This is a genomic window from Halanaerobium polyolivorans, assembly GCF_020711195.1.
Lineage (GTDB): Bacteria > Bacillota > Halanaerobiia > Halanaerobiales > Halanaerobiaceae > Halanaerobium > Halanaerobium polyolivorans.
Window position 1 is genome coordinate 16050 of sequence record NZ_JAJFAT010000017.1, and the last position, 18465, is coordinate 34514.

Sequence of the window (18465 nt, forward strand, 5' to 3'; positions counted from 1 at the left end):
CATTTAACATATTAAATTTAACTTAACCGAAACCAAACAACCTTGGTACCCACAAGTATAATTCTGGAAAATATGCAACTATTAATAAAACTCCAAATTGGACTGCTAAAAGAGGTAAATTTTTTATAAATACTTTTTCAATTTCTGTTTTAGCAATACTACTAGCTATAGATAAACATAAACCTACTGGAGGAGTAACTAACCCAATTAACAAACCTAAAACTGTTAAAATACCAAATTGTAGCGGATGAACTCCATATGTCATAGCCACTGGTAAAAAAACTGGTACTAACATTATTATAGCTGCAGCTGCTTCAATAAATAACCCAACAAATAGATATAAAATGATCATCAAAAATAAAAATATATTTGTAGAACTAGTTATTTGCTGAAAAAAGTTGCTTATTATTTGGGGAACTCCTTGTATACTTAGCCACCATGTAACAACATTAGCAACCGCAATCATTATTAATACTATAGAAGATACTATAGTAGAACGAATTAAATTTTTATATACTTTTTTAAATGTAAGTTCTTTTGTTATAAAAAACCCTATAAACAAAGCATAAAATACTGCAATGCATCCTGCTTCTGTAGGAGTAAAAATACCACCTACAATCCCGCCTACAATAATTATTGGCAAAACAGCAGCTAAAATAAACCGTCTGATAATTCTTAAGATTTCTTTTGTAGAATAATCTACATCTATTCTAGGATAATTTTTATTTTTAATCATAAAATATGTAGATATCATCATGCCTACTCCTAATAAAATACCAGGAACTATACCTGATAAAAATAATCCAGCTACAGAAACATTTCCAGCCGCAAAGGCGTATATTAACATAGGTAAACTTGGTGGAATTATTGGGCCTACAACTGATGAGCTAGCAGTAACAGATGCAGCTAATTCTTTATCTCCATACTCATCTATTGAAGAAGGAATCAACAAGCAACCTACTGCACTACTGTCAGCGACTGCAGAACCATTAATTCCTCCAAAAATCATACTTACTAAAATATTTATATATAACAGACCGCCTTTTAATCTTCCAATTATTAATCTAGCAAAATCCATTAATCTCTCCAATATTCCTGAAGTAGACATTAGTTCCCCAGCTAATATAAAAAATGGTATTGCGATTAAAGAAAACTTATCAAGACCAGTCCAAATTCTCATTGGTATATTACCTAATGGTTGACCACTTAAATAATATACAAAAATACTAGCTGTACCCAAAGAAAATGCTACAGGTATACTTAATAAAACCAAACTAATAAAAATAACAGAAAAAAATATAATTATTGGCAACTAAACCACCTCCTGCATATGTTTTTTTTCGTTCGACTTAATTTCATTTGAAAACAATTGAATAATAGTAAATAAATTATATTGTATTAGAATAAATGAAAAACCCACTGGAACAGATAAATATGGATATATCATTCTCATACCAAACAATAATGGATCAGTTGAAGTAATTCCATTAATAGAAAAAAGTATCCCGTAATATATTATAGTTATACAAAATAAACTTACGATTAAATTCGACACAATAAGAATTAGTTTCTTTTTTTTATTTGATAAAAAATTTACAAAAAAATTAACAGCTATATGTTCACCTTCTCGTATAGCTATACTCGCTCCTAAAAATGTCAACCACATAACTAAATATTTTGAAAGCATATTAGCAAAATTTAGTGGAGTAAAAAACACATATCTAGACATTACTGCTGCAAAAATAACAATAACTAGAATACTCAATATTATAGAGCAAATAACATTTAACAATTTGGTTATAAAGCCATCTATATTTTCACAAATTTTGAGTATTTTTTTCCTATTATAAATTTTTGTCCCCTCCTTAATTGATGGTTTAATTTAATGCTAATTTTATATTAATATTATTCTCAAGCTATAATTTTGATTATTTTATGAAGGAATATGATTCGAATAATTATAAAGACTACTCTCCAATTCAGCACTGAATTGGAGAGTAGAGTATTATATTTTAATGTTCAAAATACCATCTATCTTCATAAGGTCCAGGCTCTCCAATTTCTGATTGTATTAAATCTAAAAATTCCTGATTAACAGTATCTCCTATAAACTTATCCCATACTTGGTCTCTTGCCTTATCCTTGAATCTTAAATATTCTTCTTCAGGTAGTTGACGAATTTCTACTCCTTCTTCTCTCATTTCTCTTATGTTCATGTTTACATGTTCAGTTAACATATTTACATGCCATTTCTCTGCCTCTCTAGCCGATGAATCTAATGCTTTTTGAACATTTTCTGGTAGACTTTCCCACCAATCATAATTTACAACTAAAGCATATCCATATGATTGAAAGTTGGTTTCTGTTATATAATTGATTAGCCCTTCATGATGATTAGCAGACCAAAAAGCATCATAACTAACAGCCTCACCATCTACCATCCCTAATCGAAGACTTTCTGGAACTTCTGGCCAATCTATTGTTACTGCAGATGCTCCCCATGCTTCATATGTCGAAATTTCTGTAGGAGATCTTGAGGCTCGCATTTGCATACCATCTAAATCACTAACTGATTTAACAGGATCATTAATTGTACCAATCTGCCTTGGCCCAAATTCTAGAGTCATTAACCATTTCAAGTTTTTCTTGCTTAATTCATTATCAATATATTCTCTAATTTCTTCATTTTGATAAGCTTCTAATTGTTGTTCTCGCGATTCAAACATGTAAGGCAAATGAAAAGCTTCAAAAATAGGAGATAAAGTATAAAGATTAGCATATGAATCTCCTGCTATATCAATAAAGCTCTGCTGAACCGCCTCATAAGTTTCTCTGCCAGAACCTAGTTGACCACCATGAAATACAGTAACATCTATTTTACCATTTGTTTTTTCTTCTACTAATTCAGCAAATTTATTACATGCTTGCCCAATATGATCTCTTTCAGGGATAACATTTGCCATTCTCAAACTATATTCTTCATCAATATTATAACCATCTTCTGCGTGAACACCCGTTATTGAAAGTAATAATATTAAGACTAAAAAAACTATACTTTTTTTCATCTTTATTCCTCCCTGTTAAATTAAGTCCTGTTAAAATAATACCCGATTTTTAAAACTTCTTTATTCAATAGAAATTAATCACCTCCTTTTAAGATAACTGTATTTTTGTGACATACATTTTTACATTAATTCATCTATGAAATTTCCTTCAGCATGCTTAGGTTTTGGAATATCTAGTATTTTTGATATAGTAGGAGCAACATCTATAATATTTAATGGCTTATTACTTTCATTATGATCTATTCCTTTGCCTGCTAATATAAGTGAAGCATGCATTTCTTTATTCCAAGGTAATGCTAAATGTACTCCACTGAAGTTTTTAGTGAACTCTGCTGGTTCAATTTTTTCAGTATTTTCAACAATTCTTTCAGTTCCATCTGGATACTGGACTTTAGATTGATAAGCAAATGGATTAGCCATATAATTTGTTTTCAAAGCAAATAAAACATCTCCTATTTTATCAAAACCTTGAAATTCATAATTTCCTAATTGCCCTGCTTCTTCTTTTGGAAGTGCTAATTCTACCATCCTCTCGCCATTAATTGGATTTTTCATATCTAATAATGCATCAATAATTTCTCTTTGGACTTTATGATAATCTTCAGGTTCAACTATCCCTTGAGGATCTCTACCTTTTAAATTTATAAACAAGTGAGCATGGCAGGGCTCAAGAGGGAAACATTTAGTTTTAGACCAATCAATAATCATTTCTCCACTTTCTGGATCAATTTCATAAGATAACAAATCCGCTTCTCTTAAATAATATTTTAAATAAGGATTCCATTCTAAAGTAGAAAAACCATGATCAGAAACTAATGTAACCAATGTTTCATCTAAATTTACATTTTCCAATATCTCTCCTATTCCCCTATCAATTTGTTTATAAACTGTTCTCATATGATCCATCCATTTTTCTGATTCTTCAGGATCATAAAATTTACTCTTCGGATCTATTCCTCCATAAAGAACATGCTGAGCATGATCTACAGTCCCAACCCATGTATATATTGAATCAACATCTTTATTTTCAATAACATATTTAGTAGTTTTAGACCACCAATTAACATGATCATTTAACTGATTTAAATATTGATCTAGTTCAACCCATCCATCCATAAATGCCCAAGGATCATCAACTTCCATATATGGACCAGCAACTTCCTCTATTTCTTTTTGTAGAGAAGATGGGGCCGTATAAGATTCTTTTGTATTAATTGCACTAGCAAAAAGGCTAAATTCTTGAGCATCTTGTGATAATTTTGGCACATAAAATCTAAATGTTCCGCTTTTTGATTCTTTGCTATTATCAATAAAGTCTTCCTCTATCCAGTCGCTCCACTCGTTTTCTTTTAAACAGGCTACTGCATTATCTGCATTTTTATCTGAAGAGATTATCATTTGATTATAACCTAAATCTTTTTCATCACTAATTATAACCACCTGATACTTGGGTCCTTCTGCATAAACAGGAGGAACATTTATTTCAAATTCTTTTGGTAGCAAATAGCTTTCAGGTAAATTATCCCAGCCTTTCGCATCATTTAGTTCTTTAACAACTGCTCGTCCTGGTACTTGGTTGCATCTATATTTTTTTGATGCAAACAAAGAACTGTTTGCAATATCCCAAAGCGGCATATAGAAAAATCTAAATGGTGGGTTTAATGAAGCTGCAATTTGAATACCATTTTCTATACCATCTTCCATTGGCCATGTAACAGGCCAATTTATTAGTGCAGAGGTTCTATCTGCTTTTTTTTCAGCTTCCCATAATGTTTCGGCTTTCATTTTTCTTTTGTCAAATGAGGTATGCCATTCGTCTAATTCTTCTCCTGGTTCTCTAACCATTAAACTAGGTATACCACATGTTCCTGGTCCTGCTCCAGACACTATTGCTCCCCATGCTGCAGCAGTCAGTGGTGGAAAAGTAGTTATTGTTCTTGAAAAATATCCAATATTCATCAATTTTGATATGTTTGGTAAAATTCCTTCAGATGAAAATTTTTTAATTAAGTCAGGTAAAGCCGCATCAACACCAAGCATTAAAAGTTTTGTTTTTTTATCCATTTTTTCACTCCTTATTTAATTTAAACATTTAATTAAATATTTTGATTAAATAAATATTTTGAATTCTTAGATTATTATAACACAGCATAATTAACAATACAAGTTGTGAATAAAAGAATTTAATGTATTGTATTGTTATTTATATATTTAAAATAATAACAATAAATACATTATGTTTTAAAATTAACTAAGATAATAGAATAACTATATAAATCTAGTAATAAATCTCACTATAACTGCTATAATATATAAATCAGGTGTTAAGATACCCATGCTAGCAGCTCCATAATCTTGAAGATTAATCAGAGGAAACAAAAAAGATACAAAAACTGGCCAAAAAAATCCACCTAAAAAGCTTGCCATTATAGCTCCTCTCTTAGCTCCAGTACAAAAGCCGAATACCCCTAAGATTGTTCCTCCAAACATTATTCCCATCATTGAAGGAACTGGTATTATTGGTAATTGTAATAATCTACATACATAAGTAGATAAAACCCATCCTATGAAACTAGCTATTAATCCAATGCTTACTCCCTGTGGGGCATATGAAAAAAAAACTGGTACATCTAAAGCTGGTTTAGCATTTGGAACTATTTTTTTTGCAATTCCTTCAAAAGCAGGAATAAGTTCTTTCAAAAACATTTCAACTCCTTTTAATACAATAATCATTCCTGATGCTACTTTTAAAGATTCACCAATAACATATACTATTGGATTATTGTTTTTTGCTATTTCATTTAAGGTAGGAGTATCTAATATAAAAACAGGAAGCAAAAACATAATAAATATTATAAATGTTAATGATATCGAAAGCTCTTCAATAATTTTTTTATAATTAAAATTTTGATCATATTCAATTTTCGGTTGAGAGCTGCCTAAATATTTACCTACTATTGAAGCAAAAATCACTAATAAAGAAATAGTATGTCCCATGCCAAATTTATTATTACCAGTTATTTTTTCTATCCATGGCTGAAGAATAAAAGGCTGTAATGACATGAATATACCTAAAATGATTGAACCATAAATAATTAATCTTAATCCATGAATGTTAACAGAGTAAAATGCTAAGATTATTGCCCCAGATAAATGCCAAATCTTATGTCCCGTTAAATAAATCAATTTCATTGGCGTAAAACGTGCAATTAATAAATGAAATAAAAAGCCTATAACCATTATTATTCCAATTGTATCTCCCTTATCAGACATCATTGTACCAATAACAATATTATCATCTAAATAAATACCTTGAATTTGAAACGCCTGTATAAATAATGTTTCGAAAGATTGGAATCCTTTTGAGATGATTTCCACACCTAATGTTAAGATAAAAAACCCTAGTATGGTTTTTAGAGTGCCATATAATATTTTGTTAATAGGTTTTTTTAACATAATTAACCCAAGCATTGTTATTACGCCAATTATAAAGCCAGGTATTTTCAATATTTCTATTAATATACTCATTTTTTTCTCCTGAAAATAGTATTATCTCTCAAGTATCTGCCTATAAAATAACTTTAAATACATTGTAACGCCCTCTAAAAATATTGAACAGATACCAATTAAACATCTTAATAATAATTAAAGGGGATAAAAAATAAATGCCTAAATCATATTAAGGTTTGTCCAAAATTAGAAGGACCAGCTTAAAATATTATTTTAAATAGTATAACATAGTATACAAAAACATACAATGTTTTAATATTGTTATTTATTATAACTTGTATAGCAAAAAGTTAAATTTTTTACTAATAAAGAAATTTCGAATCCAAATATTTTATTATATATTTAATTTTACTTTAAAATATACTCTAAATCAGTGTTCTATGATTGGGTTTAATTATATAATTTGTAATTTGTATTGCTTTTAGATATAATTATAATACTAAAGTATTGCTTTGTTATTAATATATTAAAAATATAATGAATAAGGAGTTAATAAACATGAAAAAAAATAAACATCTTTATCAACAAATAAAATTAAATATTATTGAAGACATTGAAAATGGTGAGTATAAACCTGGGGATAAAATAGGAACAGAAAAAGAACTTTGCGATATATATGATGTTAGTAGATCTACTATTCGTAGAGCTTTAGAAGAATTAGAAGAATCTAATTTAATTGAAAGACTACTAGGGAAAGGAACTTTTGTGAAAGACAGTTATAAATTAGAATCTCAAAACAACAAAAATTTAATGGTTATTGTTCCAGTTATCTCTCAAGACTTTATAAGCAATATAATAACTGGCATACAAGAAGTAGCCAATCAAAAAGGATATAGTATGAATTTATGTATAACAAACAATTCTATTGAAAAAGAAACAGCGTATTTGAACCAATCTAAACATAATGATAGTGTTGGTGTAATTTTGCATCCAACAAATTCAAAATATTATAATCCTGAGGTCATCAAATTAATTGGGAAAAAGCCTTTGATTATGACAGCAAGATATTATAAATATATAGATTGTAATTATGTAGTACCTAATAATTTTCAAGGAGCATTTAAAGCAGTTAATCATTTAATTGAACTTGGGCATAAAAATATCGGATTAATTTCTGACACACCTAACTTTAGGACTTCAGTTCAAGAAAGAATTGAAGGCTATAAAGAAGCTTTAAATTCTAATAACTTACTTGTAAATAAAAAAATAATAATAGATAATTTAGAGGATCCTTGTAGATTATATGCCTCTAAACCAGAAAAAAAGGATCAAATTCTAGATATTATTAAAAGATTCCTAATTGACAATAAAGATAATTTAACAGCTATTTTTGCAATTAATGATTTTCTTGCAAGAGAAACAATTATTGCTGCTAAACAAGTTGGTATGAAAGTACCAAATGAAATTTCTATAGTTGGATTTGATAATGTCATTCTTTCAGAAAAATCAGAACCTCCTTTAACAACGATTAACTGGTCTCAATATGATGTTGGAGTTACTGCCACTCGAGAATTAATTAATTCAATCGAAAACAAATCTAATAAAAACATTAAAAAAACTCTGCCTGTAAATTTAGTTCAAAGAGAATCTACTTTTAAAAAAAATTAATTTTTCTTTAAAATTATTTCAATTATGTTTTCTCAAATAAACAGGCGTAAAAGCATTTAAACCCAGTTTATATTAGCTGGGTTTTTTTATATAAAAGCATTAAGTTTACTTATAATGAGAAGTTCTTCATCGCTTGATCCAGAACATCTTGATTAACTTCTATATAGTCTAAATTAATACTTGGAATTAAATAATTGGATAAGCACTGTAAAATAGCATATCTTTAAATTTTTTGCTTTGAATATATAGCAGATTAATTGAAAGACAGGTTCGAATCTATTGAGCATTAATACCTAAGACTCGATAATTTCAGCAAGTATCATCAAAACTTATTTCTGCAAAACAAATTATTCATTTAAATCAACAGGTCAATATTTCACTTTGAATTATAAAACAGCCTTTTTGTATTTTCAAAAGCTATACCTTTAGACACTCTTTTATTAGTAGAACTTTAAATCATTAACAAGCTCAGTGATAGCAGTTAATCTAAGCTGCTATTTTCTCTTTATTAAATTCGTATCAAAAGGTGCTAAATTTAATTTTGATATCTCCCATAATAGCTATATACCTTTTGAAACTTTTATGATATACTATAACTAATAATTGGAAATAGAGGTGAAATAATATGAGTGGTAGAAAATATGGATACATTAGAGTTTCCAGCAAAGAACAAAATCCAGCCAGACAGGAAGATGCTTTGCTAAAAGCAGGCGTTGTAAAAGATTATATTTTTATGGATAAGATGAGTGGAAAAGATTTTGATAGACCTGAATATCAACTGGTAAAAAGATTACTCAAAGAAGATGATGTTTTATTTATTAAAGATTTAGATCGCCTGGGAAGAAATCATAGAATGATTAAAGAGGAATGGAAAGAGATTACAATGGATATCGGTGCAGACATAGTTGTCTTGGATATGGATTTATTAGATACCAGAAAATTTAAAAATGGGATGGAAGAATTAATTTCTAATATTGTTTTGGAGCTGCTCTCGTATATGGCTGAAAAAGAAAGAGAAAAAATTAATAAAAGACAGGCTGAAGGAATAAAAAAAGCTCGCCAAAATGGAATCCATCTTGGCAGGCCTAAGATTGAAGTAGATGATTTTGAATATTATTATGATCAGGTTTACAACAAAGAAGAAATGACTGCTGTCGAAGCTATGGAAGAACTGGATGTTAGTAAGTCGACATTTTATAGAAGAAAGAGTGAGTATGAAAAAAATTCATAATTGGACAATAGTATTTGACAACTTATGAAATTTTATGAGAACACTTTATAAATAGGAGGTTCCAACAGTGAGCTTAAAAGAAAGGTTTTTAGAATTATTGTCCAGATTTTTTGCTACTGTTGTTAATGTTTTTACTGGGTTAGTTGTCGCATATATATTATATATTTTGCTATCTAGTATATTCCCGTCTTTCTCTGATATTATTTTAAATATAATAGTAATAATTTTTATTATAAGTATAATTACTCCTGTGTTATCTTTTATTTTGTTATTTTTATCATTTTTGTTATTCTTTTTAAAAGCTTTATTAAAACCATTATTGGATTAATATATTTTATATTTTTGTAAAATAACTTTCATTTTATAATCCGTTATTATTTATCAAACAATAATTTTAAAAATATCATTATATATTAACTTCTATAAAAATACTGATTTCATTTTATAGAATTGAGATAACAAAATTTTTAATTAGCACACCTTAATTAATATTGTGTTGTGTTAATGGGTAGAGATATTTATTTTTTAAAAATAAATATAAAGGTATATTTTTCTTTTTATTGAAACAATATAATAATTCGTATTAAATTTATAAAAAAGGTGATATTATGAAAATTAATTTTGTTGTTATGATAGAACTTTATAATATTATTAAGCGTTCATTAGCTAATAATAACCTAGGAAATATAAATAATTTATTTACTGGTATAAAAGCCTTTATTATTACTTTAATTAATTATCAAAAAAGTGATCAAACATCTGGTGATATTGCAAATTTTCATTGGGAACTCGCTAAAAACCAATACACTCCTGTTGTTGTTTTAGAAGGGTTAACTTACGATGAAGATCTTAAGGTTAGAGAGAAAATTGCTGAGAATTTGAATGTTACTAATTATACTTTAAAGAAACTTGCTAATGACGAAAGTGATAATGTTAGAAAAAGGATTGCTAAAAATCCTAATTGTCCCTTTGAAGTGCTTGGACAACTTATTTATGATAGGGAAAAGAAGGTGAGAATTCAAGTTGCTAGAAATCCTAAAGCTCTTGATATTATTTTAGAGAAGTTAGCTAAAGATGATGAAAATAGGGTTAGAGAAGGAGTTGCTTTTAATCCTAATACTCCCTATAATATTTTAAGTAAACTTGCTAAAGATGCTGAAAATAGGGTTAGGGAAAAAGTTGCTAGAAATCCGAACACACCTTATAATATTTTAAGTGAACTTGCTGAAGATGATGAAGATAGGGTTAGAGAAGGAGTTGCTAGAAATCTTAATATTCCTTATTATAATGATATTTTAGAGAAATTAACTGTTGATAAAAAAAATGTTAGAGCAAAAATAGCTGAAAATCCTAATACTCCTTATCTTATTTTAAAGAAACTTACTAATGATGAAAAGTGTATAGTTAGAGGTGGTGTTGCTTTTAATCCCAATACTCCTGTTGAATTACTTAAACAACTTGTTGATGATAAAAAACTTGTTAGAGAAGGAGTTGCTGGGAATCCCAAAACTTCTTTTGATATTTTACAAAAACTAGCTCATGATGAAGATTATAATGTTAGAGCAAGTGTTGCTATAAATCCTAGAACTCTTTATCCTCTTCTAGATGAATTAGCTGATGATGAGAATTATGAAGTTAGAAAAAATGTTGCTAGAAATTTTAATACTGCAATAGAAACTTTAGATTATCTTGCTGATGATAAAAATGAATATGTTAGAGTTAGTGTCGCTAGAAGCCATAAAACTTCTGTTGAAACTTTAGAAAAATTATCTAATGATGAAGATGAAATTATCAGAAAAGCAGTTTCAATAAATTCTAATTTTAAAAGGGGATAAAAATAATATTATGATAGATATAGGGATAAATTATTCTTATTAATAGACTATAAAATTTATCCTAGTCTCAATGTGATCAAAAAATTTTAAAGATATAAAAGGGTAATTAAAGGATATTAATGCTGAAATACCAAAAATTATTTTAAAAAAATTATTCAATTCTTTATACAAAAACTCGAATGAGTAAAAGATTAAGGCATAATTGTTTATTAGATTTATTCAATTAACTTTAATTTATCAATAAAATTTTTAATTATACAAAATCTATGTTTTATGAAATTTAAGAGGAGGAAAATATGAAATATTTAAAAAAATTATTTATTTGTATATTATTAATAACAATTTTGATGGGATTAAATTCAGTAAAAGCTCAAAATATTACTAAATCAGAATATGGTCTTGAAGTAGAAAAACCTCAAGTATATGTTCATATTGTTAATGAGGTTAATGAAAAAGTCAACATAACTGAAAAAAATTTAAGAAATAAAGCTGAAAACATGTTGAGAAGAAATAATATAGACCCTTTAAATCAGTATAATGGAAAATATTATATTTCTGTATATGTTCAAACAATAAGAGATAATGCAGCTCCTATCTTTCATACAAAAGTTTCTTTTTACAGAAGTACATTTTTTCAAAAACCTAAAGAAGAAGGCTTTTATGTAGTGGATAGTACCGCTTGGGATGATGGAACTGTTGGTGAAGGAGATAGAAGTTTTATTATGTCAGCTATTGAAAAAAATATTGAGGCTTTTATTAACGAGTTTCATAAAGCAAATAGTTTTTGATTTGAATAAAAACCAAAGTAAATACTTACGGAATAATTAATTATAATAAGTTTATAATCTTCACAAAAGTAGGGTTAGGAGCAGATTAATCTTATACTAAAATTAGAAAAAGCCTGCAAAATAAAATTTATTTTGCAGGCTAAAAGTTTAAAAAGATACTTTATTTGTTTTTAATGTTTGATTTCGAATTTCATATACTTCATCTGCATATTTAATTAAATCTCTATCATGAGTAGCAATAATAAATAACTCATTGTACTTATCAGTAATATTTTTAATCAATTTAATAACTTTTATTTTGTCATCATATCCCAAAGCAGAAGTTGGTTCATCTAATAATTTTATCTTAGGTTTCATCAAAAAACATTGGATTAATGCTATTCTCTGTCTTTGACCAAAAGAAATTTCGTTGGGATATTTATTATATATTTCTTTTATGTTTAATTCTCTTAACATCTTTTTTATATTTTTTTTACCTGTAACCAAATCCAAATTTTCTTTACAAGTTAGCCAATTAATTAATGGAAAATTTTGATACATCAAATTACATATTTCAGACCAAAATTTATTGGAATCAAAAGAACTAGAATCTGTTATATTTACTTCATTTATTTCAATATAGCCTTTATTTGCTTTTAAAAGTCCATTAAGTAGATGTAAAAATGTACTTTTACCAACACCAGATGGACCCAAAATCAAGATTATTCCTTTTTCTTTTTTTATTTCTAAGTTAAGATCTTCAAAAACATATTTGTCGTTGATTTCTCTCTTATAAGAGAGCGATTCTATCAAAATTCTATTCATATTACCCTCCCATTATTATGTTTTCAAGTTTTTCAGTTTTAAGATTATTAAATGTTAAAATAAACGATACTAAAATTATAGAAATAAATAATGGTAGAATAAGATATATATCAAACATAGAAATTTGAGCTAAAAATATCAATTCACTGAAAACTATCTCCTTCAAAATAAATAAAATAGAATAAGAAACTATAACACCTAAAATTTGACTCATAAATGTTATTAAAAATAATTCTTTTAAGACAAACTTTACTATATTAGATTTAGATATACCCCTAGAATAATATAAGGCAAACTCTCTTAATCTAGTTTTCAAATATAATGAAATATAGAGACCAACAATAATAGTTAAAGAAACTGTTAAAATAGCTATAAGTATATAAATTAAATTTAATAAATCTCTATTCTTTTTATTATTATTTTTTATTAAGGTTTTTTTAGTTTCAATGTTGTAATTATTATCTCTTAAATTTATCAATGAATTATTCATTTCTGACAAATTATTTTTTGGCAAAACTAAAAGGGAAGATTCTCTACCTAACCTTCTTTCAAAATACTCCAAAGAAGTTACAGCTATATCTAAATTACCTTCAAATATACCTGAAATTTTAAATCTCCCCCAAAGAAATTCTTCACTATCTATTGCATTACCAACATAATCACTTACCTCTAGCCCTTTCTTTTGAGCAATATTATCACTTATTATAATATCTCTAGTATTTGACTCAGGCATTTCTCCAGAAATTAAATTTAAATTTAATTGTTCCATAAATATGTTAAAATCACTATTTTTTAAAGCCAAAACAGGTCTATATTCTGTTATTATCCCTTTTATATTAAATAATTATATAAAAACAATTCTCTACATTTTATTTTAATTTAAAAATATATAATTCAAAATAATACTTAATATAATACATAAACAGCCATTTAAAATAAAAAGTATGTATAAATCCCAAAGAGAAAAAAACTTTTGACGATAAGAGCCTCCAAATTATTATCCTGGAGGTTTCACAAGTTTTTAATTATTAAATATCTTTTTATAATTAATTAAATATCTATATTAGCACTAACTTCTTCTGAAAAATCCTTCTATCTCCTCTTCTGAATATCCTTCTTCTAATAAAGTTATTTTTAAATTAGTAGAATACTTTTCTTTTCTTGTTGAACCCTCTAAATTCTTTTGCTTTAATGACCTTATAAGGTTTCTATGATAATTTTTACTTCTTTTATGTTCTTCAATAACATCAGTAATTTTATTTTTAAGTTCAATTAGTGATTTCACTCTTAGTTTTTCCCTTTCCTGATATATATCATCTTTAGTTTCCTTAACATAAATTTTAAAATTTTTTACTAAAGGCTTTATTAATAAATTTTCTTCATTTAATATCCTTACTATTTTCTTTTCAATTTCAATTAATCTGATTTCAACCTCATAAAGTTTTAAATTTGAATATTCCTCATTTAAATTAAAAATATCTTCTTTTATATCTAAAAACATTTTATCATCTCCTAATTTTAAAGTTTAAAAAAATAAAAACCCTTCTCATATAAGAGAAGAGCTCATTAGTCATTCATTAGCATCTTTTCTTATCTTCCAGCATATACTGCTGCAGAAATTAGCACCTTCCTTAATAGGGGTTGCTGGGTTTCACAGGGTCTGTTCCCTCCACCACTCTTAATAAGAATAAAATATTTATTTATAGTTACATCTTATCATGAATAATAAGATTTACAAAATAATAATTCAATCATCTTCTCTCTTTTCTGCTTCTTCAAATACTTTAGTAATCATCTTTGAATAATCATCAGCTTAAAAAAAGAATCTCCAAGATAATGACCAAATGGAGCTAATCATAGATAAGAACAGGCATGGCGAGACGGGATCAGTAAAATTATACTTTGATTTTGAAAAGACTTATATTCGTGGTTGGGAAGAAACTGATAAATCCAAAAATCAAGTTGAAGAAAAAGCTAAGGATAAAATTAAAGATAAAACCAATAGCATCTTCTCCAAAAAATCACTGGAGGAAGAGCTACTGCCTGGTGTTGAGTCTTTATAAAGCAAAAGAGCCTCCCAATCACTCAGGAGGCTTTCTAATTAAAGATTAAATTTTGAACTAATAATTTTAGTTGAATCCTTATTGTAGTGGATATATAGTTAAAACATTAAAGTTTAAACACTTTTTTCTTGAGTTAAATCCTTCTTATTAATGGATATATAATTTAAACTTTAAGCTTCAATGAACTAAAATTTAGTTCAACCCTTTTTATGATGGATATATTTTTGAAATCTTAATAACTAGACTGATTTCAAACCCCTTTGCGGTGGATATAAAAACACTTAATCTTTAACTCTAAATATATTATACCACTTCCGCTTACCTTTGTCAAGAAAAATATGGTAATTTTGTATATTTTTATAAATTAATTTTATGCCTCTTCTGGATCAAAGAGTTCTATATATGCTTCTGCCTGTCTTCTGTTCTCCAACCACTCTTTGACTTCTTCTTCCTCATACAAAAGTTTTATAGCGGGTTCTCCATCATAAATAGATCGGGCTCCTCCTTCTCTATGGAGAAAAAAGTTTCCTTTTTTTGTTTGGTATAGTTTTTCAGTTACCATATCCAGATTAGAGTTAAGCTTACCATTATCCCATCCAGCAATATATTCTGCTTTTTCAGTATCATACAGTTTACCATCTATTACAGATTTCACGCAACTTCCTCCTCATTATTTTTATTTAATTCTCTTTCTATATTCAAAAGCATTCTTACCATAAATGTCTTTTCCAGTTCATCTAAATGCTGGTCAATCAGGTTTACAAAGATATTTGCTTTTGGTTCCTCAAGCTGAAAATGATCAATTAATTCTTCCCATAACTCTGGCAGAATAATTTCTCTTCTTAGAACTTCCAGTGCTTTATATCTTACAACTATCATTATTCTCTCGGCATGTTCTACGGTCTTAAATTTATCCAAATCACTAAAAGAATCAGGATTCATATAATTATAATAACCAGGCATTAAATAATCATCTATGATAAAAGCAACAAAATCAGAAAATAATTGGCTGTCAATATTATTAATTAATTGAGCATTGGCCAGCATCGATCTGTGTTCTACGGCGTTACCATAGATGATCTCAGCTATTTCATCATTTAAACCGTAGGACACCAATTTATTTAATACTTCACTTTTGCTATAACCCTGATCAATCAGATTCTTTGTTCCCGCCTGCAGGTGATAGAGTTTACTGCCTTCTTCATGAGATAAATCTCTATGTGTTTTTTCTTTTCCTAATAGATAGTTCAAAGAGTACTCTTTCTTACCTTCTTCTAAATTTCTAAACCATTCAACATAATTTTTAATTTTCACTTAAACCAGCTCCTTATTTTTGTTTTTTATTAAATTAATCTTTTCTTTAATTTCTTTCTTAGCCTTTTCCCAGTTAGAATACTTATCTTCAAGAAATTTATTTATCAACTTCTGTGAAATATAATGACATGCATATTCTTCAGTTACCGTTTTTTTGGGAATCCTATTATACTTCGAAATAATATCAATAACATTTTCTGCCCACCTATCCATCTGAACCACATTACTCTGCTTCTGAAACAGTTTTTCCCTGGGGCTGATCTCCACATGCAAGAACACATCTTCCATATTCTGCAGCTTATTATCTAATTTATCTGGATTAAGTGGCAGTCCGTTTTCTAGTAGAAATAAAACCAGGGAATATACAACTCCATCGCTAATTGAGAGATTATATAGATTACAGGCTGCCTTGAATTGGTAATACACTCCGTTATCTATATTAAGTCCCATCTTATTTTTCTTCATAACTTTTACTAACCCCCCTTTATGCTTTAACAACCTGTATATATGCTCTCTATTAATAGAATAAAGCTTAATAAGTCAAAATGAAACTGCTGATTTGCTGCACTCCATTGCTGGTTCTAATCGGAATCAGTTTTATAATTGCTATGCTTAAACAAATTGAATAATTAAAAGCAGGGCAGATTGACCCACCAATGACCTCCAGGTTAATTTCAACCATAATCTCTGATTACGACAAGAAGCCTCCAGAATTTTATCCTGGAGGCTTTCAAACTTATTTCTGTTTCTTTAACTTTATTCCTATATAGCATCTTTTCGATTTACCATCAATATTTTTAACTTTAGCACCATAATTACTGCTGTCTTGTTCACTTAAACCTATTTTGTTGTCTTTAATATAGCTGGTTAACTTTCCTATGGTTTTCACATCAAGATTGTTTCTCTCTGCCCAATCCTTATAAATATTGTATAGGTTTCTGCTGACAATATAATCATCTGGATCATCAGTCTCTACAACAAATTCTTCTAAAAACTCACTGAATACATTTTTTTGATCCATATAATTCAATAGGTCTATTCTCATAGTATCAGAAATGGTAAATTGCTTCCCATTTTCTAAAAATCTAATCAAGCCATTAATAGCCCATCTTGCTATCCCAGGTAATTCAGTTTTTAATTTGCTGGTTAATTGGGGATCATAATTTTCCATGTTAGGTGAAAACTTGTTAGGAAAATTGACTATCTCCAACCTTCTGTAAAAGCCATGGGTCAAATTTTTAGCTTCTGGTAGCTTGTTTGCAGAAAACAACAATTTGATGATTGGTTCGTAATTGTATGTTTCCCCGCCTTTGATTTCTGCTTCAACTGAATCTCCACCACTCAATTTTTTAATCAGGCCTGTATATTTGAATTTTACATAATCGATATCGGAACAAATATTTGCAAGTTTTCCAACCAAATCGTGTGCAGTCCATCGAGTTCTTTCTGTGAATCTCTTTAATCCCATACTATGATAACTATCCCCCAACAAACTTTCTACAATATTAAGAAATACACTTTTTCCATTAGATCCACCACCATAAAATATCACAAATTTGTGGGTGCAGTTATAAGTGGTCATCATATAGCCGATAAACTCTTGAAGAAATAGTATTGTATCTTCATCATTAATCCATTCCTTAAGAGTTTTCTCCCACAAAGGACATTCTGCCTTGTCTGAATAATCAACTGGTAACTGATATATCAAATGATGTTTAGAGTCATGGGGTAGCTTTTTTTGATTCACAGCATCGAATATCAGGTTTTTAAAATTTATCAGTCTTTTAGGTTGATTTGCTGGATCAAACACATCATCATTTTTACTAACATCGCTTACTTCATGCATGATATTTCTTACTACCTCATTAACCTTGCTCCTTCGGTTGAACCTGTAAGATATATCAGCTAAAAAATCTGTTACTACCTTCCTTAAATAGCAACCTTTCTTTTTGACATACTCCTCTTTCCAAACTCCGTTCTCATATCTCATAAATAACTGTTTCTTTGTTACATATTTATATTTTATGCCCTTATCTTCAGACAGGTATTTTAATACTTTTAAGCCTATATCCCTGGGATTAAACGTTAACTTCTTAACACTCTTAATTTCATTAATCAATTTACTTCTGTAGTCGAAACTCTTACCTTTAATAGCTGTACTTTTACTCATTTTTTTAATTACCTCCAAATATTAATTTTTTAAAGAAGCCTAAATTACTGGGTTGTTGGTTAAAATTACAGTTTTAC

18 protein-coding genes and 1 riboswitch are annotated in these 18465 nt (G+C 28.1%); of the genes, 6 read left to right on the forward strand and 12 right to left on the reverse strand.

Annotated elements, in window-relative coordinates:
• Positions 1 to 22: 22 nt before the first annotated feature.
• From LJ207_RS10610 to LJ207_RS10625, 5 genes are all read right to left on the reverse strand, one after another.
• On the reverse strand, positions 23 to 1312 hold the full coding sequence (locus tag LJ207_RS10610; protein ID WP_229346479.1) for a TRAP transporter large permease: 1290 nt from the start codon (positions 1310 to 1312) through the stop codon (positions 23 to 25).
• Positions 1313 to 1792, reverse strand: coding sequence for a TRAP transporter small permease (locus LJ207_RS12535; protein ID WP_369414185.1), 480 nt, complete (start codon positions 1790 to 1792; stop codon positions 1313 to 1315).
• A 220-nt stretch (positions 1793 to 2012) separates the two neighbouring features.
• On the reverse strand, positions 2013 to 3065 hold the full coding sequence (locus LJ207_RS10615; RefSeq protein WP_229346480.1) for a TRAP transporter substrate-binding protein: 1053 nt from the start codon (positions 3063 to 3065) through the stop codon (positions 2013 to 2015).
• A gap of 120 nt (positions 3066 to 3185) precedes the next feature.
• A complete protein-coding gene (locus tag LJ207_RS10620) occupies positions 3186 to 5129 on the reverse strand; it encodes an alkaline phosphatase family protein (RefSeq protein WP_229346481.1) in 1944 nt (647 codons plus the stop codon).
• 204 nt (positions 5130 to 5333) lie between these two features.
• The gene (locus tag LJ207_RS10625; RefSeq protein WP_229346482.1) at positions 5334 to 6593 is read right to left on the reverse strand and encodes a PTS transporter subunit IIC; all 1260 of its coding nucleotides are present in this window, start codon (positions 6591 to 6593) and stop codon (positions 5334 to 5336) included.
• A 480-nt stretch (positions 6594 to 7073) separates the two neighbouring features.
• Between LJ207_RS10625 and LJ207_RS10630 the strand changes: the two genes are divergently transcribed.
• The 5 genes from LJ207_RS10630 (at position 7074) to LJ207_RS10650 (ending at position 12037) form a co-directional block, all read left to right on the forward strand.
• Positions 7074 to 8183 (forward strand): GntR family transcriptional regulator, encoded by a 1110-nt coding sequence (locus LJ207_RS10630; RefSeq protein WP_229346483.1) that lies wholly within the window; start codon positions 7074 to 7076, stop codon positions 8181 to 8183.
• A 625-nt stretch (positions 8184 to 8808) separates the two neighbouring features.
• The gene (locus LJ207_RS10635; RefSeq protein WP_229346484.1) at positions 8809 to 9414 is read left to right on the forward strand and encodes a recombinase family protein; all 606 of its coding nucleotides are present in this window, start codon (positions 8809 to 8811) and stop codon (positions 9412 to 9414) included.
• A gap of 67 nt (positions 9415 to 9481) precedes the next feature.
• Positions 9482 to 9742 (forward strand): hypothetical protein, encoded by a 261-nt coding sequence (locus LJ207_RS10640; protein WP_229346485.1) that lies wholly within the window; start codon positions 9482 to 9484, stop codon positions 9740 to 9742.
• 280 nt (positions 9743 to 10022) lie between these two features.
• Entirely contained in the window at positions 10023 to 11249 is a 1227-nt protein-coding gene (locus LJ207_RS10645; protein ID WP_229346486.1) for a HEAT repeat domain-containing protein, read from the forward strand.
• A 296-nt stretch (positions 11250 to 11545) separates the two neighbouring features.
• Positions 11546 to 12037, forward strand: a complete 492-nt coding sequence (locus tag LJ207_RS10650; protein ID WP_229346487.1) for a hypothetical protein — start codon at positions 11546 to 11548, stop codon at positions 12035 to 12037.
• Positions 12038 to 12184: 147 nt separating this feature from the next.
• Here LJ207_RS10650 and LJ207_RS10655 read toward each other — a convergent pair whose 3' ends face one another.
• The 3 genes from LJ207_RS10655 to LJ207_RS10665 all read right to left on the reverse strand — a co-directional run bounded on the left by LJ207_RS10655 (position 12185) and on the right by LJ207_RS10665 (position 14342).
• A complete protein-coding gene (locus LJ207_RS10655) occupies positions 12185 to 12841 on the reverse strand; it encodes an ATP-binding cassette domain-containing protein (protein ID WP_229346488.1) in 657 nt (218 codons plus the stop codon).
• Position 12842: 1 nt separating this feature from the next.
• Positions 12843 to 13574, reverse strand: coding sequence for an FtsX-like permease family protein (locus LJ207_RS10660; protein WP_229346489.1), 732 nt, complete (start codon positions 13572 to 13574; stop codon positions 12843 to 12845).
• Positions 13575 to 13910: 336 nt separating this feature from the next.
• Positions 13911 to 14342, reverse strand: a complete 432-nt coding sequence (locus LJ207_RS10665) for a hypothetical protein (RefSeq protein WP_229346490.1) — start codon at positions 14340 to 14342, stop codon at positions 13911 to 13913.
• 86 nt (positions 14343 to 14428) lie between these two features.
• Positions 14429 to 14529, reverse strand: a riboswitch (SAM riboswitch).
• A gap of 156 nt (positions 14530 to 14685) precedes the next feature.
• On the opposite strand from LJ207_RS10665, the gene LJ207_RS10670 reads away from it, so the two are divergent.
• Positions 14686 to 14904, forward strand: a complete 219-nt coding sequence (locus tag LJ207_RS10670) for a DnaB-like helicase C-terminal domain-containing protein (RefSeq protein WP_229346491.1) — start codon at positions 14686 to 14688, stop codon at positions 14902 to 14904.
• 370 nt (positions 14905 to 15274) lie between these two features.
• Here LJ207_RS10670 and LJ207_RS10675 read toward each other — a convergent pair whose 3' ends face one another.
• The 4 genes from LJ207_RS10675 to LJ207_RS10690 all read right to left on the reverse strand — a co-directional run bounded on the left by LJ207_RS10675 (position 15275) and on the right by LJ207_RS10690 (position 18388).
• The gene (locus LJ207_RS10675; RefSeq protein WP_229346492.1) at positions 15275 to 15559 is read right to left on the reverse strand and encodes a hypothetical protein; all 285 of its coding nucleotides are present in this window, start codon (positions 15557 to 15559) and stop codon (positions 15275 to 15277) included.
• The gene (locus LJ207_RS10680; protein ID WP_229346493.1) at positions 15556 to 16218 is read right to left on the reverse strand and encodes a hypothetical protein; all 663 of its coding nucleotides are present in this window, start codon (positions 16216 to 16218) and stop codon (positions 15556 to 15558) included. Before LJ207_RS10680 ends, LJ207_RS10675 begins: the two co-directional genes overlap by 4 nt.
• Positions 16219 to 16683 (reverse strand): hypothetical protein, encoded by a 465-nt coding sequence (locus tag LJ207_RS10685; RefSeq protein ID WP_229346494.1) that lies wholly within the window; start codon positions 16681 to 16683, stop codon positions 16219 to 16221. It lies immediately after the preceding gene.
• 271 nt (positions 16684 to 16954) lie between these two features.
• Positions 16955 to 18388, reverse strand: a complete 1434-nt coding sequence (locus LJ207_RS10690) for a DNA primase family protein (protein WP_229346495.1) — start codon at positions 18386 to 18388, stop codon at positions 16955 to 16957.
• Positions 18389 to 18465: the final 77 nt, after the last annotated feature.

Excerpts from the sequence above, each read along its gene's own strand:
- LJ207_RS10635 (WP_229346484.1), top strand. The coding sequence starts at position 8,809 with ATGAGTGGTAGAAAATATGGATACATTAGAGTTTCCAGCAAAGAACAA.
- LJ207_RS10660 (WP_229346489.1), bottom strand. The coding sequence starts at position 13,574 with ATGCCTGAGTCAAATACTAGAGATATTATAATAAGTGATAATATTGCT.
- LJ207_RS10655 (WP_229346488.1), bottom strand. The coding sequence starts at position 12,841 with ATGAATAGAATTTTGATAGAATCGCTCTCTTATAAGAGAGAAATCAAC.
- LJ207_RS10665 (WP_229346490.1), bottom strand. The coding sequence starts at position 14,342 with ATGTTTTTAGATATAAAAGAAGATATTTTTAATTTAAATGAGGAATAT.
- LJ207_RS10685 (WP_229346494.1), bottom strand. The coding sequence starts at position 16,683 with ATGAAGAAAAATAAGATGGGACTTAATATAGATAACGGAGTGTATTAC.
- LJ207_RS10620 (WP_229346481.1), bottom strand. The coding sequence starts at position 5,129 with ATGGATAAAAAAACAAAACTTTTAATGCTTGGTGTTGATGCGGCTTTA.
- LJ207_RS10690 (WP_229346495.1), bottom strand. The coding sequence starts at position 18,388 with ATGAGTAAAAGTACAGCTATTAAAGGTAAGAGTTTCGACTACAGAAGT.
- LJ207_RS10650 (WP_229346487.1), top strand. The coding sequence starts at position 11,546 with ATGAAATATTTAAAAAAATTATTTATTTGTATATTATTAATAACAATT.
- LJ207_RS10615 (WP_229346480.1), bottom strand. The coding sequence starts at position 3,065 with ATGAAAAAAAGTATAGTTTTTTTAGTCTTAATATTATTACTTTCAATA.
- LJ207_RS10630 (WP_229346483.1), top strand. The coding sequence starts at position 7,074 with ATGAAAAAAAATAAACATCTTTATCAACAAATAAAATTAAATATTATT.
- LJ207_RS10670 (WP_229346491.1), top strand. The coding sequence starts at position 14,686 with ATGGAGCTAATCATAGATAAGAACAGGCATGGCGAGACGGGATCAGTA.
- LJ207_RS10645 (WP_229346486.1), top strand. The coding sequence starts at position 10,023 with ATGAAAATTAATTTTGTTGTTATGATAGAACTTTATAATATTATTAAG.
- LJ207_RS10625 (WP_229346482.1), bottom strand. The coding sequence starts at position 6,593 with ATGAGTATATTAATAGAAATATTGAAAATACCTGGCTTTATAATTGGC.